General features: G+C 60.2%; 15 protein-coding genes. 7 read left to right on the forward strand and 8 right to left on the reverse strand.

All coding sequences use genetic code 11. The features are described from left to right. Positions 1 to 4 precede the first annotated feature (4 nt). The 3 genes from dhaL to LPQ25_RS03165 all read right to left on the reverse strand — a co-directional run bounded on the left by dhaL (position 5) and on the right by LPQ25_RS03165 (position 2,059). Positions 5 to 637, reverse strand: a complete 633-nt coding sequence (dhaL, locus tag LPQ25_RS03155; protein ID WP_004181378.1) for a dihydroxyacetone kinase subunit DhaL — start codon at positions 635 to 637, stop codon at positions 5 to 7. 10 nt (positions 638 to 647) lie between these two features. Next, the gene (dhaK, locus tag LPQ25_RS03160; protein WP_002917682.1) at positions 648 to 1,718 is read right to left on the reverse strand and encodes a dihydroxyacetone kinase subunit DhaK; all 1,071 of its coding nucleotides are present in this window, start codon (positions 1,716 to 1,718) and stop codon (positions 648 to 650) included. A 155-nt stretch (positions 1,719 to 1,873) separates the two neighbouring features. Then, positions 1,874 to 2,059, reverse strand: coding sequence for a hypothetical protein (locus LPQ25_RS03165; protein WP_048336850.1), 186 nt, complete (start codon positions 2,057 to 2,059; stop codon positions 1,874 to 1,876). A 269-nt stretch (positions 2,060 to 2,328) separates the two neighbouring features. Here LPQ25_RS03165 and LPQ25_RS03170 point away from each other — a divergent pair, with 269 nt between their 5' ends. Both LPQ25_RS03170 and dhaR read left to right on the forward strand, forming a co-directional pair. Next, positions 2,329 to 3,426 (forward strand): glycerol dehydrogenase, encoded by a 1,098-nt coding sequence (locus LPQ25_RS03170; protein ID WP_002917681.1) that lies wholly within the window; start codon positions 2,329 to 2,331, stop codon positions 3,424 to 3,426. Positions 3,427 to 3,527: 101 nt separating this feature from the next. Next, positions 3,528 to 5,453, forward strand: a complete 1,926-nt coding sequence (gene dhaR, locus LPQ25_RS03175; protein ID WP_002917680.1) for a dihydroxyacetone kinase operon transcriptional regulator DhaR — start codon at positions 3,528 to 3,530, stop codon at positions 5,451 to 5,453. On the opposite strand, the gene LPQ25_RS03180 is transcribed toward dhaR, so the two are convergent. Genes LPQ25_RS03180 through LPQ25_RS03195 form a run of 4 tightly spaced genes read right to left on the reverse strand, consistent with a single transcriptional unit; the run spans position 5,431 to position 7,949 of the window. Then, positions 5,431 to 5,961 (reverse strand): cob(I)yrinic acid a,c-diamide adenosyltransferase, encoded by a 531-nt coding sequence (locus LPQ25_RS03180; RefSeq protein WP_014906901.1) that lies wholly within the window; start codon positions 5,959 to 5,961, stop codon positions 5,431 to 5,433. The genes dhaR and LPQ25_RS03180 overlap by 23 nt on opposite strands. Next, the gene (locus LPQ25_RS03185; protein ID WP_002917678.1) at positions 5,962 to 6,315 is read right to left on the reverse strand and encodes a glycerol dehydratase reactivase beta/small subunit family protein; all 354 of its coding nucleotides are present in this window, start codon (positions 6,313 to 6,315) and stop codon (positions 5,962 to 5,964) included. It abuts the gene before it with no gap. 20 nt (positions 6,316 to 6,335) lie between these two features. Next, positions 6,336 to 7,499 carry a 1,3-propanediol dehydrogenase gene (gene dhaT / locus LPQ25_RS03190; RefSeq protein WP_004150927.1) on the reverse strand — a complete coding sequence of 388 codons (1,164 nt, stop codon included), beginning with the start codon at positions 7,497 to 7,499 and terminating at the stop codon, positions 6,336 to 6,338. 21 nt (positions 7,500 to 7,520) lie between these two features. After that, positions 7,521 to 7,949, reverse strand: a complete 429-nt coding sequence (locus LPQ25_RS03195; protein WP_015875176.1) for a GlcG/HbpS family heme-binding protein — start codon at positions 7,947 to 7,949, stop codon at positions 7,521 to 7,523. Between the two features lie 413 nt (positions 7,950 to 8,362). On the opposite strand from LPQ25_RS03195, the gene LPQ25_RS03200 reads away from it, so the two are divergent. From LPQ25_RS03200 to LPQ25_RS03220, 5 genes are read left to right on the forward strand one after another with little or no spacing between them, the layout of a single operon-like run. Beyond that, positions 8,363 to 10,030 carry a propanediol/glycerol family dehydratase large subunit gene (locus LPQ25_RS03200; protein ID WP_002917676.1) on the forward strand — a complete coding sequence of 556 codons (1,668 nt, stop codon included), beginning with the start codon at positions 8,363 to 8,365 and terminating at the stop codon, positions 10,028 to 10,030. Between the two features lie 12 nt (positions 10,031 to 10,042). Further along, entirely contained in the window at positions 10,043 to 10,627 is a 585-nt protein-coding gene (locus LPQ25_RS03205; protein WP_002917672.1) for a propanediol/glycerol family dehydratase medium subunit, read from the forward strand. A 2-nt stretch (positions 10,628 to 10,629) separates the two neighbouring features. Then, positions 10,630 to 11,055, forward strand: coding sequence for a glycerol dehydratase small subunit DhaB3 (locus tag LPQ25_RS03210; RefSeq protein ID WP_002917670.1), 426 nt, complete (start codon positions 10,630 to 10,632; stop codon positions 11,053 to 11,055). A 12-nt stretch (positions 11,056 to 11,067) separates the two neighbouring features. Further along, positions 11,068 to 12,891 (forward strand): diol dehydratase reactivase subunit alpha, encoded by a 1,824-nt coding sequence (locus tag LPQ25_RS03215; protein ID WP_002917661.1) that lies wholly within the window; start codon positions 11,068 to 11,070, stop codon positions 12,889 to 12,891. A 53-nt stretch (positions 12,892 to 12,944) separates the two neighbouring features. After that, positions 12,945 to 13,748 carry an MIP/aquaporin family protein gene (locus LPQ25_RS03220; protein ID WP_002917658.1) on the forward strand — a complete coding sequence of 268 codons (804 nt, stop codon included), beginning with the start codon at positions 12,945 to 12,947 and terminating at the stop codon, positions 13,746 to 13,748. Between the two features lie 50 nt (positions 13,749 to 13,798). Here LPQ25_RS03220 and hdeB read toward each other — a convergent pair whose 3' ends face one another. After that, positions 13,799 to 14,104, reverse strand: a complete 306-nt coding sequence (gene hdeB, locus LPQ25_RS03225; protein WP_002917655.1) for an acid-activated periplasmic chaperone HdeB — start codon at positions 14,102 to 14,104, stop codon at positions 13,799 to 13,801. Between the last annotated feature and the right edge of the window lie 6 nt (positions 14,105 to 14,110).

The raw sequence follows: 14,110 nt of genomic DNA on the forward strand, positions 1-14,110 counted from the left end.
TTCCTTACTCTTTGGCGGCGGCGGCCAGCATCTGAACCATAAACAGCACCGAGGTCGCGCCGGGATCCTGATGTCCGATGCTGCGCTCGCCGAGATAGCTGGCGCGGCCTTTACGCGCCTGCATAGTGATGGTGGCGTGGGCCGCACGCTCGGCCACTTCGCAGGCGGCATCCAGCGCGGCGGCGATCGACAGGTGCTGCTCGCTGGACTGGCGCAGGGAGTCCACCACCGGCAGCCAGACGTCGCACATGGTTTTATCCCCTGGCTCCGCTTTGCCGCGGTTGACGACACCGTCCGCACCTTCGCGGATCATCAGGTACAGCTCGTCGAGCGTCAGGCTCTGGTGGGCCTGGGTCACCTGCGCGGCGCGAATGAAGAAGGTGCCGAACAGCGGGCCGCTGGCGCCGCCGACGTTGGAGAGCAGCGTCATGCCGGTGTTTTTGAGGATAAAGCCAATATCTTTATCGGCAATCGACGGCAGCTTTTCGACCACTTTACTGAAACCGCGGTGCATATTGAGACCGTGGTCGGCGTCGCCAATCTCTTTATCGAGGCCGGTGAGAAAATCGCTCTCTTTGGTGAAAATATCGCCGCAGCGGTACAGCCAGTCGACGATTTGCGTTCTGTTCAGTGACATGTCGTGCTCCTTAGTTTCCCCAGTTCAGCGCCGGGGTGTGAACCGGGGCGTCCCATAGCGTCAGCGTCTCGTCATCCACTTTCAGCAGAGTGATGGAGAAGCCCGCCATATCCAGCGAAGTACAGTAGCTGCCGATGAGGTTGCGTTCGATGATGATGCCGGACGCTTCGCAGCGCTGGGCAAGGCGGTTATACACGCCATACAGTTCGGAAAGCGGAGTGGCGCCGAGGTTATTAACCAGCGCGATAACCCGGTCGCCGTTTTGCAGCGCGGTTTTGCTCTGCTGCACTTCCTGCCACGCGCCCTTGACGGTATCCCACTGGCGCAGCGTGCGGCTGTAAGCGCCGTTTTCCAGCAGGGTATCGAACATCTCATCGACGGTTTGGTCCAGCGAGCTGAAGCGGCGGCGGTCGATGCCTGGCTCGCCGTGAATGCCGACGCCGAACTCCATCTCGTCATCTTTCAGCGTAAAGGAGGGCTGCCCGGCAGCCGGTACGGTGCAGGCGCCGAGGGCGATACCAATCGAGTGGCCGAGATTGTTCAGGCGGCGGCCCAGTTCAGCGCAGGCTTCCAGCGAGTCGCCGCGCTCGGCGGCGGCGCCGACCAGTTTTTCGATCAGTACGGTGTTGGCGACGCCGCGACGACCGGCGGTATAGAGGCTGTCTTTCACCGCCACGTCGTCGTCGACCACCACGGTGGTGACTTTAATGCCGCTCTCATGCAGCAGCTCGGTGGCGGTCTCAAAATTCAGGATGTCGCCGGTATAGTTTTTGATAATCAGCAAGACGCCTTCGCCGCCGTCAATTTGCATCGCGCATTCAAACATTTTGTCCGGCGTCGGCGAGGTGAAGATTTCCCCCGGACAGGCGCCGGAGAGCATGCCCTGGCCGATATAGCCGCAGTGCATCGGTTCATGTCCGCTGCCGCCGCCGGAGAGCAGGGCCACCTTGCCAGCCACCGGCGCGTCGGTGCGGGTCACATACAGCGGGTCCTGATGCAGGGTCAGCTGCGGATGGGCTTTAGCCAGCCCCTGTAATTGTTCATTCAGTACATCTTCAACACGGTTAATCAGCTTTTTCATTATTCAGTGCTCCGTTGGAGAAGGTTCGATGCCGCCTCTCTGCTGGCGGAGGCGGTCATCGCGTAGGGGTATCGTCTGACGGTGGAGCGTGCCTGGCGATATGATGATTCTGGCTGAGCGGACGAAAAAAAGAATGCCCCGACGATCGGGTTTCATTACGAAACATTGCTTCCTGATTTTGTTTCTTTATGGAACGTTTTTGCCGAGGATATGGTGAAAATGCGAGCTGGCGCGCTTTTTTTCTTCTGCCATAAGCGGCGGTCGGGATATCTGGCGAAGCGGGTGGGAAAAAATTTTTTGCTGATTTTCTGCCGACTGCGGGAGAAAAGCCGGTCAAACACGGAGGATTGTAAGGGCATTATGCGGCAAAGGAGCGGATCGGGATCGCAATCCTGACAGAGACTAGGGTTTTTTGTTCCAATATGGAACGTAAAAAATTAACCTGTGTTTCATATCAGAACAAAAAGGCGAAAGATTTTTTTGTTCCCTGCCGGCCCTACAGTGATCGCACTGCTCCGGTACGCTCCGTTCAGGCCGCGCTTCACTGGCCGGCGCGGATAACGCCAGGGCTCATCATGTTTACATGCGCACTTATTTGAGGGTGAAAGGAATGCTAAAAGTTATTCAATCTCCAGCCAAATATCTTCAGGGTCCTGATGCTGCTGTTCTGTTCGGTCAATATGCCAAAAACCTGGCGGAGAGCTTCTTCGTCATCGCCGACGATTTCGTAATGAAGCTGGCGGGAGAGAAAGTGGTGAATGGCCTGCAGAGCCACGATATTCGCTGCCATGCGGAACGGTTTAACGGTGAATGCAGCCATGCGGAAATCAACCGTCTGATGGCGATTTTGCAAAAACAGGGCTGCCGCGGCGTGGTCGGGATCGGCGGTGGTAAAACCCTCGATACCGCGAAGGCGATCGGTTACTACCAGAAGCTGCCGGTGGTGGTGATCCCGACCATCGCCTCGACCGATGCGCCGACCAGCGCGCTGTCGGTGATCTACACCGAAGCGGGCGAGTTTGAAGAGTATCTGATCTATCCGAAAAACCCGGATATGGTGGTGATGGACACGGCGATTATCGCCAAAGCGCCGGTACGCCTGCTGGTCTCCGGCATGGGCGATGCGCTCTCCACCTGGTTCGAGGCCAAAGCTTGCTACGATGCGCGCGCCACCAGCATGGCCGGAGGACAGTCCACCGAGGCGGCGCTGAGCCTCGCCCGCCTGTGCTATGATACGCTGCTGGCGGAGGGCGAAAAGGCCCGTCTGGCGGCGCAGGCCGGGGTAGTGACCGAAGCGCTGGAGCGCATCATCGAGGCGAACACTTACCTCAGCGGCATTGGCTTTGAAAGCAGTGGCCTGGCCGCCGCCCATGCAATCCACAACGGTTTCACCATTCTTGAAGAGTGCCATCACCTGTATCACGGTGAGAAAGTGGCCTTCGGTACCCTGGCGCAGCTGGTGCTGCAGAACAGCCCGATGGACGAGATTGAAACGGTGCTGGGCTTCTGCCAGCGCGTCGGCCTGCCGGTGACGCTCGCGCAGATGGGCGTCAAAGAGGGGATCGACGAGAAAATCGCCGCGGTGGCGAAAGCTACCTGCGCGGAAGGGGAAACCATCCATAATATGCCGTTTGCGGTGACCCCGGAGAGCGTCCATGCCGCTATCCTCACCGCCGATCTGTTAGGCCAGCAGTGGCTGGCGCGTTAATTCGCGGTGGCTAAACCGCTGGCCCAGGTCAGCGGTTTTTCTTTCTCCCCTCCGGCAGTCGCTGCCGGAGGGGTTCTCTATGGTACAACGCGGAAAAGGATATGACTGTTCAGACTCAGGATACCGGGAAGGCGGTCTCTTCCGTCATTGCCCAGTCATGGCACCGCTGCAGCAAGTTTATGCAGCGCGAAACCTGGCAAACGCCGCACCAGGCCCAGGGCCTGACCTTCGACTCCATCTGTCGGCGTAAAACCGCGCTGCTGACCATCGGCCAGGCGGCGCTGGAAGACGCCTGGGAGTTTATGGACGGCCGCCCCTGCGCGCTGTTTATTCTTGATGAGTCCGCCTGCATCCTGAGCCGTTGCGGCGAGCCGCAAACCCTGGCCCAGCTGGCTGCCCTGGGATTTCGCGACGGCAGCTATTGTGCGGAGAGCATTATCGGCACCTGCGCGCTGTCGCTGGCCGCGATGCAGGGCCAGCCGATCAACACCGCCGGCGATCGGCATTTTAAGCAGGCGCTACAGCCATGGAGTTTTTGCTCGACGCCGGTGTTTGATAACCACGGGCGGCTGTTCGGCTCTATCTCGCTTTGCTGTCTGGTCGAGCACCAGTCCAGCGCCGACCTCTCCCTGACGCTGGCCATCGCCCGCGAGGTGGGTAACTCCCTGCTCACCGACAGCCTGCTGGCGGAATCCAACCGCCACCTCAATCAGATGTACGGCCTGCTGGAGAGCATGGACGATGGGGTGATGGCGTGGAACGAACAGGGCGTGCTGCAGTTTCTCAATGTTCAGGCGGCGAGACTGCTGCATCTTGATGCTCAGGCCAGCCAGGGGAAAAATATCGCCGATCTGGTGACCCTCCCGGCGCTGCTGCGCCGCGCCATCAAACACGCCCGCGGCCTGAATCACGTCGAAGTCACCTTTGAAAGTCAGCATCAGTTTGTCGACGCGGTGATCACCTTAAAACCGATTGTCGAGGCGCAAGGCAACAGTTTTATTCTGCTGCTGCACCCGGTGGAGCAGATGCGGCAGTTGATGACCAGCCAGCTCGGTAAAGTCAGCCACACCTTTGAGCAGATGTCTGCCGACGATCCGGAAACCCGACGCCTGATCCACTTTGGCCGCCAGGCGGCGCGCGGCGGCTTCCCGGTGCTACTGTGCGGCGAAGAGGGGGTCGGGAAAGAGCTGCTGAGCCAGGCTATTCACAATGAAAGCGAACGGGCGGGCGGCCCCTACATCGCCGTCAACTGCCAGCTATATGCCGACAGCGTGCTGGGCCAGGACTTTATGGGCAGCGCCCCTACCGACGATGAAAATGGTCGCCTGAGCCGCCTTGAGCTGGCCAACGGCGGCACCCTGTTTCTGGAAAAGATCGAGTATCTGGCGCCGGAGCTGCAGTCGGCTCTGCTGCAGGTGATTAAGCAGGGCGTGCTCACCCGCCTCGACGCCCGGCGCCTGATCCCGGTGGATGTGAAGGTGATTGCCACCACCACCGTCGATCTGGCCAATCTGGTGGAACAGAACCGCTTTAGCCGCCAGCTGTACTATGCGCTGCACTCCTTTGAGATCGTCATCCCGCCGCTGCGCGCCCGACGCAACAGTATTCCGTCGCTGGTGCATAACCGGTTGAAGAGCCTGGAGAAGCGTTTCTCTTCGCGACTGAAAGTGGACGATGACGCGCTGGCGCAGCTGGTGGCCTACTCGTGGCCGGGGAATGATTTTGAGCTCAATAGCGTCATTGAGAATATCGCCATCAGCAGCGACAACGGCCACATTCGCCTGAGTAATCTGCCGGAATATCTCTTTTCCGAGCGGCCGGGCGGGGATAGCGCGTCATCGCTGCTGCCGGCCAGCCTGACTTTTAGCGCCATCGAAAAGGAAGCTATTATTCACGCCGCCCGGGTGACCAGCGGGCGGGTGCAGGAGATGTCGCAGCTGCTCAATATCGGCCGCACCACCCTGTGGCGCAAAATGAAGCAGTACGATATTGACGCCAGCCAGTTCAAGCGCAAGCATCAGGCCTAGTCTCTTCGATTCGCGCCATGGAGAACAGGGCATCCGACAGGCGATTGCTGTAGCGTTTGAGCGCGTCGCGCAGCGGATGCGCGCGGTCCATGGCCGTCAGCAGGCGTTCGAGCCGACGGGACTGGGTGCGCGCCACGTGCAGCTGGGCAGAGGCGAGATTCCTCCCCGGGATCACGAACTGTTTTAACGGGCCGCTCTCGGCCATATTGCGGTCGATAAGCCGCTCCAGGGCGGTGATCTCCTCTTCGCCGATCGTCTGGCTCAGGCGGGTCAGGCCCCGCGCATCGCTGGCCAGTTCAGCCCCCAGCACGAACAGCGTCTGCTGAAAATGGTGCAGGCTTTCCCGGAGCCCGGCGTCGCGGGTCGTGGCGTAGCAGACGCCCAGCTGGGATATCAGTTCATCGACGGTGCCGTAGGCCTCGACGCGAATATGGTCTTTCTCGATGCGGCTGCCGCCGTACAGGGCGGTGGTGCCTTTATCCCCGGTGCGGGTATAGATACGATACATTCAGTTTCTCTCACTTAACGGCAGGACTTTAACCAGCTGCCCGGCGTTGGCGCCGAGCGTACGCAGATGATCGTCGCTATCGGTGACGTGTCCGGTAGCCAGCGGCGCGTCCGCCGGCAGCTGGGCATGAGTGAGGGCTATCTCGCCGGACGCGCTGAGCCCGATACCCACCCGCAGGGGCGAGCTTCTGGCCGCCAGGGCGCCCAGCGCAGCGGCGTCACCGCCTCCGTCATAGGTTATGGTCTGGCAGGGGACCCCCTGCTCCTCCAGCCCCCAGCACAGCTCATTGATGGCGCCGGCGTGGTGCCCACGCGGATCGTAAAACAGGCGTACGCCTGGCGGTGAAAGCGACATGACGGCCCCCTCGTTAACACTCAGAATGCCTGGCGGAAAATCGCGGCAATCTCCTGCTCGTTGCCTTTACGCGGGTTCGAGAACGCATTGCCGTCTTTCAGAGCCATCTCCGCCATGTAGGGGAAGTCGGCCTCTTTTACCCCCAGATCGCGCAGATGCTGCGGAATACCGATATCCATCGACAGACGCGTGATGGCGGCGATGGCTTTTTCCGCCGCGTCGAGAGTGGACAGTCCGGTGATATTTTCGCCCATCAGTTCAGCGATATCGGCGAATTTCTCCGGGTTGGCGATCAGGTTGTAGCGGGCCACATGCGGCAGCAGGACAGCGTTGGCCACGCCGTGCGGCATGTCGTACAGGCCGCCCAGCTGGTGCGCCATGGCGTGCACGTAGCCGAGGTTGGCGTTATTGAAAGCCATCCCGGCCAGCAGAGAAGCATAGGCCATGTTTTCCCGCGCCTGCAGATTGCTGCCGAGGGCCACGGCCTGGCGCAGGTTGCGGGCGATGAGGCGGATCGCCTGCATGGCGGCGGCGTCCGTCACCGGGTTAGCGTCTTTGGAGATATAGGCCTCTACGGCGTGGGTCAGGGCATCCATCCCGGTCGCCGCGGTCAGGGCGGCCGGTTTACCGATCATCAGCAGCGGATCGTTGATAGAGACCGACGGCAGGTTGCGCCAGCTGACGATCACAAACTTCACTTTGGTTTCGGTGTTGGTCAGGACGCAGTGGCGGGTGACCTCGCTGGCGGTGCCGGCGGTGGTATTGACCGCGACGATAGGTGGCAGCGGGTTGGTCAGGGTCTCGATTCCGGCATACTGGTACAGATCGCCCTCATGGGTGGCGGCGATGCCGATGCCTTTGCCGCAATCGTGCGGGCTGCCGCCGCCCACGGTGACGATGATGTCGCACTGTTCGCGGCGAAACACGGCGAGGCCGTCGCGCACGTTGGTGTCTTTCGGGTTCGGCTCGACGCCGTCAAAGATCGCCACCTCGATCCCGGCCTCCCGCAGATAATGCAGGGTTTTGTCCACCGCTCCATCTTTAATTGCCCGCAGGCCTTTGTCGGTGACCAGCAGGGCTTTTTTCCCCCCCAGCAGCTGGCAGCGTTCGCCGACTACGGAAATGGCGTTGGGGCCAAAAAAGTTAACGTTTGGCACCAGATAATCAAACATACGATAGCTCATAATATACCTTCTCGCTTCAGGTTATAATGCGGAAAAACAATCCAGGGCGCACTGGGCTAATAATTGATCCTGCTCGACCGTACCGCCGCTAACGCCGACGGCGCCAATTACCTGCTCATTAAAAATAACTGGCAGGCCGCCGCCAAAAATAATAATTCGCTGTTGGTTGGTTAGCTGCAGACCGTACAGAGATTGTCCTGGCTGGACCGCTGACGTAATTTCATGGGTACCTTGCTTCAGGCTGCAGGCGCTCCAGGCTTTATTCAGGGAAATATCGCAGCTGGAGACGAAGGCCTCGTCCATCCGCTGGATAAGCAGCGTGTTGCCTCCGCGGTCAACCACGGAAAACACCACCGCCACGTTGATCTCAGTGGCTTTTTTTTCCACCGCCGCCGCCATTTGCTGGGCGGCGGCCAGGGTGATTGTCTGAACTTGTTGGCTCTTGTTCATCATTCTCTCCCGCACCAGGGTAACGCTGGCGCGAATAGTCAGTAGGGGGCGATAGTAAAAAACTATTACCATTCGGTTGGCTTGCTTTATTTTAGTCAGCGTTATTTTGTCGCCCGCCATGATTTAGTCAATAGGGTTAAAATAGCGTCGGCAAAACGTAATTAAGGGCGTTTTTTATTAATTGATTTATATCATTGCGGGCGATCACATTTTTTATTTTTGCCGGCGGAGTAAAGTTTCATAGTGAAACTGTCGGTAGATTTCGTGTGCCAAATTGAAACGAAATTAAATTTATTTTTTTCACCACTGGCTCATTTAAAGTTCCGCTATTGCCGGTAATGGCCGGGCGGCAACGACGCTGGCCCGGCGTATTCGCTACCGTTTGCGGATTTCACCTTTTGAGCCGATGAACAATGAAAAGATCAAAACGATTTGCAGTACTGGCCCAGCGCCCCGTCAATCAGGACGGGCTGATTGGCGAGTGGCCTGAAGAGGGGCTGATCGCCATGGACAGCCCCTTTGACCCGGTCTCTTCAGTAAAAGTGGACAACGGTCTGATCGTCGAACTGGACGGCAAACGCCGGGACCAGTTTGACATGATCGACCGGTTTATCGCCGATTACGCGATCAACGTTGAGCGCACAGAGCAGGCAATGCGCCTGGAGGCGGTGGAAATAGCCCGCATGCTGGTGGATATTCACGTCAGCCGGGAGGAGATCATTGCCATCACTACCGCCATCACGCCGGCCAAAGCGGTCGAGGTGATGGCGCAGATGAACGTGGTGGAGATGATGATGGCGCTGCAGAAGATGCGTGCCCGCCGGACCCCCTCCAACCAGTGCCACGTCACCAATCTCAAAGATAATCCGGTGCAGATTGCCGCTGACGCCGCCGAGGCCGGGATCCGCGGCTTCTCAGAACAGGAGACCACGGTCGGTATCGCGCGCTATGCGCCGTTTAACGCCCTGGCGCTGTTGGTCGGTTCGCAGTGCGGCCGTCCCGGCGTGTTGACGCAGTGCTCGGTGGAAGAGGCCACCGAGCTGGAGCTGGGCATGCGTGGCTTAACCAGCTACGCCGAGACGGTGTCGGTCTACGGCACTGAAGCGGTATTTACCGACGGCGATGATACTCCGTGGTCAAAGGCGTTCCTCGCCTCGGCCTACGCCTCCCGCGGGTTGAAAATGCGCTACACCTCCGGCACCGGATCCGAAGCGCTGATGGGCTATTCGGAGAGCAAGTCGATGCTCTACCTCGAATCGCGCTGCATCTTCATTACCAAAGGCGCCGGGGTTCAGGGGCTGCAAAACGGCGCGGTGAGCTGTATCGGCATGACCGGCGCTGTGCCGTCGGGCATTCGGGCGGTGCTGGCGGAAAACCTGATCGCCTCTATGCTCGACCTCGAAGTGGCGTCCGCCAACGACCAGACTTTCTCCCACTCGGATATTCGCCGCACCGCGCGCACCCTGATGCAGATGCTGCCGGGCACCGACTTTATTTTCTCCGGCTACAGCGCGGTGCCGAACTACGACAACATGTTCGCCGGCTCGAACTTCGATGCGGAAGATTTTGATGATTACAACATCCTGCAGCGTGACCTGATGGTTGACGGCGGCCTGCGTCCGGTGACCGAGGCGGAAACCATTGCCATTCGCCAGAAAGCGGCGCGGGCGATCCAGGCGGTTTTCCGCGAGCTGGGGCTGCCGCCAATCGCCGACGAGGAGGTGGAAGCCGCCACCTACGCGCACGGCAGCAACGAGATGCCGCCGCGTAACGTGGTGGAGGATCTGAGTGCGGTGGAAGAGATGATGAAGCGCAACATCACCGGCCTCGATATTGTCGGCGCGCTGAGCCGCAGCGGCTTTGAGGATATCGCCAGCAATATTCTCAATATGCTGCGCCAGCGGGTCACCGGCGATTACCTGCAGACCTCGGCCATTCTCGATCGGCAGTTCGAGGTGGTGAGTGCGGTCAACGACATCAATGACTATCAGGGGCCGGGCACCGGCTATCGCATCTCTGCCGAACGCTGGGCGGAGATCAAAAATATTCCGGGCGTGGTTCAGCCTGACACCATTGAATAAGGCGGTATTCCTGTGCAACAGACAACCCAAATTCAGCCCTCTTTTACCCTGAAAACCCGCGAGGGCGGGGTAGCTTCTGCCGATGAACGTGCCGATGAAGTGGTGATCGGCGTCGGCCCTGCCTTCGATAAACACCAGCATCACACTCTGATCGATATGCCCCATGGCGCGATCCTCAAAGAGTTGATTGCCGGGGTGGAAGAAGAGGGGCTTCACGCCCGGGTGGTGCGCATTCTGCGCACGTCCGACGTCTCCTTTATGGCCTGGGATGCTGCCAACCTGAGCGGCTCGGGGATCGGCATCGGTATCCAGTCGAAGGGGACCACGGTCATCCATCAGCGCGATCTGCTGCCGCTCAGCAACCTGGAGCTGTTCTCCCAGGCGCCGCTGCTGACGCTGGAGACCTACCGGCAGATTGGCAAAAACGCCGCGCGCTATGCGCGCAAAGAGTCACCTTCGCCGGTGCCGGTGGTGAACGATCAGATGGTGCGGCCGAAATTTATGGCCAAAGCCGCGCTATTTCATATCAAAGAGACCAAACATGTGGTGCAGGACGCCGAGCCCGTCACCCTGCACGTCGACTTAGTAAGGGAGTGACCATGAGCGAGAAAACCATGCGCGTGCAGGATTATCCGTTAGCCACCCGCTGCCCGGAGCATATCCTGACGCCTACCGGCAAACCATTGACCGATATTACCCTCGAGAAGGTGCTCTCTGGCGAGGTGGGCCCGCAGGATGTGCGGATCTCCCGCCAGACCCTTGAGTACCAGGCGCAGATTGCCGAGCAGATGCAGCGCCATGCGGTGGCGCGCAATTTCCGCCGCGCGGCGGAGCTTATCGCCATTCCTGACGAGCGCATTCTGGCTATCTATAACGCGCTGCGCCCGTTCCGCTCCTCGCAGGCGGAGCTGCTGGCGATCGCCGACGAGCTGGAGCACACCTGGCATGCGACAGTGAATGCCGCCTTTGTCCGGGAGTCGGCGGAAGTGTATCAGCAGCGGCATAAGCTGCGTAAAGGAAGCTAAGCGGAGGTCAGCATGCCGTTAATAGCCGGGATTGATATCGGCAACGCCACCACCGAGGTGGCGCTGGCGTCCGACGACCCGCAGGCGAGGGCGTTTGTTGCCAGCGGGATCGTCGCGACGACGGGCATGAAAGGGACGCGGGACAATATCGCCGGGACCCTCGCCGCGCTGGAGCAGGCCCTGGCGAAAACACCGTGGTCGATGAGCGATGTCTCTCGCATCTATCTTAACGAAGCCGCGCCGGTGATTGGCGATGTGGCGATGGAGACCATCACCGAGACCATTATCACCGAATCGACCATGATCGGTCATAACCCGCAGACGCCGGGCGGGGTGGGCGTTGGCGTGGGGACGACTATCGCCCTCGGGCGGCTGGCGACGCTGCCGGCGGCGCAGTATGCCGAGGGGTGGATCGTACTGATTGACGACGCCGTCGATTTCCTTGACGCCGTGTGGTGGCTCAATGAGGCGCTCGACCGGGGGATCAACGTGGTGGCGGCGATCCTTAAAAAGGACGACGGCGTGCTGGTGAACAACCGCCTGCGTAAAACCCTGCCGGTGGTAGATGAAGTGACGCTGCTGGAGCAGGTCCCCGAGGGGGTGATGGCGGCGGTGGAAGTGGCCGCGCCGGGCCAGGTGGTGCGGATCCTGTCGAATCCCTACGGGATCGCCACCTTCTTCGGGCTAAGCCCGGAAGAGACCCAGGCCATCGTCCCCATCGCCCGCGCCCTGATTGGCAACCGTTCAGCGGTGGTGCTCAAGACCCCGCAGGGGGACGTGCAGTCGCGGGTGATCCCGGCGGGCAACCTCTACATTAGCGGCGAAAAGCGCCGCGGAGAGGCCGATGTCGCCGAGGGCGCGGAAGCCATCATGCAGGCGATGAGCGCCTGCGCTCCGGTACGCGACATCCGCGGCGAACCGGGCACCCACGCCGGCGGCATGCTTGAGCGGGTGCGCAAGGTAATGGCGTCCCTGACCGGCCATGAGATGAGCGCGATATACATCCAGGATCTGCTGGCGGTGGATACGTTTATTCCGCGCAAGGTGCAGGGCGGGATGGCCGGCGAGTGCGCCATGGAAAATGCCGTCGGGATGGCGGCGATGGTGAAAGCGGACCGTCTGCAAATGCAGGTTATCGCCCGCGAACTGAGCGCCCGACTGCAGACCGAGGTGGTGGTGGGCGGCGTGGAGGCCAACATGGCCATCGCCGGGGCGTTAACCACTCCCGGCTGTGCGGCGCCGCTGGCGATCCTCGATCTCGGCGCCGGCTCGACGGATGCGGCGATCGTCAACGCGGAGGGGCAGATAACGGCGGTCCATCTCGCCGGGGCGGGGAATATGGTCAGCCTGTTGATTAAAACCGAGCTGGGCCTCGAGGATCTTTCGCTGGCGGAAGCGATAAAAAAATACCCGCTGGCCAAAGTGGAAAGCCTGTTCAGTATTCGTCACGAGAATGGCGCGGTGGAGTTCTTTCGGGAAGCCCTCAGCCCGGCGGTGTTCGCCAAAGTGGTGTACATCAAGGAGGGCGAACTGGTGCCGATCGATAACGCCAGCCCGCTGGAAAAAATTCGTCTCGTGCGCCGGCAGGCGAAAGAGAAAGTGTTTGTCACCAACTGCCTGCGCGCGCTGCGCCAGGTCTCACCCGGCGGTTCCATTCGCGATATCGCCTTTGTGGTGCTGGTGGGCGGCTCATCGCTGGACTTTGAGATCCCGCAGCTTATCACGGAAGCCTTGTCGCACTATGGCGTGGTCGCCGGGCAGGGCAATATTCGGGGAACAGAAGGGCCGCGCAATGCGGTCGCCACCGGGCTGCTACTGGCCGGTCAGGCGAATTAAACGGGCGCTCGCGCCAGCCTCTCTCTTTAACGTGCTATTTCAGGATGCCGATAATGAACCAGACTTCTACCTTAACCGGGCAGTGCGTGGCCGAGTTTCTTGGCACCGGATTGCTCATTTTCTTCGGCGCGGGCTGCGTCGCTGCGCTGCGGGTCGCCGGGGCCAGCTTTGGTCAGTGGGAGATCAGTATTATCTGGGGCCTTGGCGTCGCCATGGCCATCTACCTGACGGCCGGTGTCTCCGGCGCGCACCTAAATCCGGCGGTGACCATTGCCCTGTGGCTGTTCGCCTGTTTTGAACGCCGCAAGGTGCTGCCGTTTATTGTTGCCCAGACGGCCGGGGCCTTCTGCGCCGCCGCGCTGGTGTATGGGCTCTATCGCCAGCTGTTTCTCGATCTTGAACAGAGTCAGCATATCGTGCGCGGCACTGCCGCCAGCCTTAACCTGGCCGGGGTCTTTTCCACGTACCCGCATCCACATATCACTTTTATACAAGCGTTTGCCGTGGAGACCACCATCACGGCAATCCTGATGGCGATGATCATGGCCCTGACCGACGACGGCAACGGAATTCCGCGCGGGCCGCTGGCGCCGTTGCTGATTGGCTTGCTGATCGCCGTGATCGGCGCGTCGATGGGGCCGCTAACCGGCTTTGCGCTGAATCCGGCGCGCGACTTCGGCCCAAAACTGTTTACCAGTCTGGCCGGGTGGGGCTCGATCGCTTTTACCGGTGGGCTGGCGATCCCTTACTTTCTGGTGCCGCTGCTGGCGCCGGTGGTGGGGGCGATTATCGGGGCGTTTTTGTATCGCAAGCTTATCGGCCGCCATCTGCCGTGCGAATGCGGTATCGATGAGTAAAGCGGGACCCGCCGCAGCGCGGCGGGTTTCCCCGGCCTGATGCCGGGGGGTTATTTTTTGATGACCGCGCTGAGATCGCCAAGTTTAGCGGCGGGGTTCTTGTGGCACTCCTGCAGCATTTTCGGTACCGAAACGGTCTCGACTTCATGCCAGTCAACATAGTCGCCGCCGCTAAAGTCGGTGTTGCGATTCACTACCCAGAAGGCTACCGGGGTCATGCTTTTTGGGTTCATATCCATAAATTCCTGACAGGTCATATTCTGCGGCGTGGTTTCCTCAACCGCGAACGCCGGGCTGGTCATCAGACAGAATGTGGTAGCCGCCACGGTCAATACGAGTGCTTTAGGTAAATTCATTTTCTT

It is taken from the genome of Klebsiella sp. KPN54798, assembly GCF_021184225.1.
Classification (GTDB): domain Bacteria; phylum Pseudomonadota; class Gammaproteobacteria; order Enterobacterales; family Enterobacteriaceae; genus Klebsiella; species Klebsiella pneumoniae.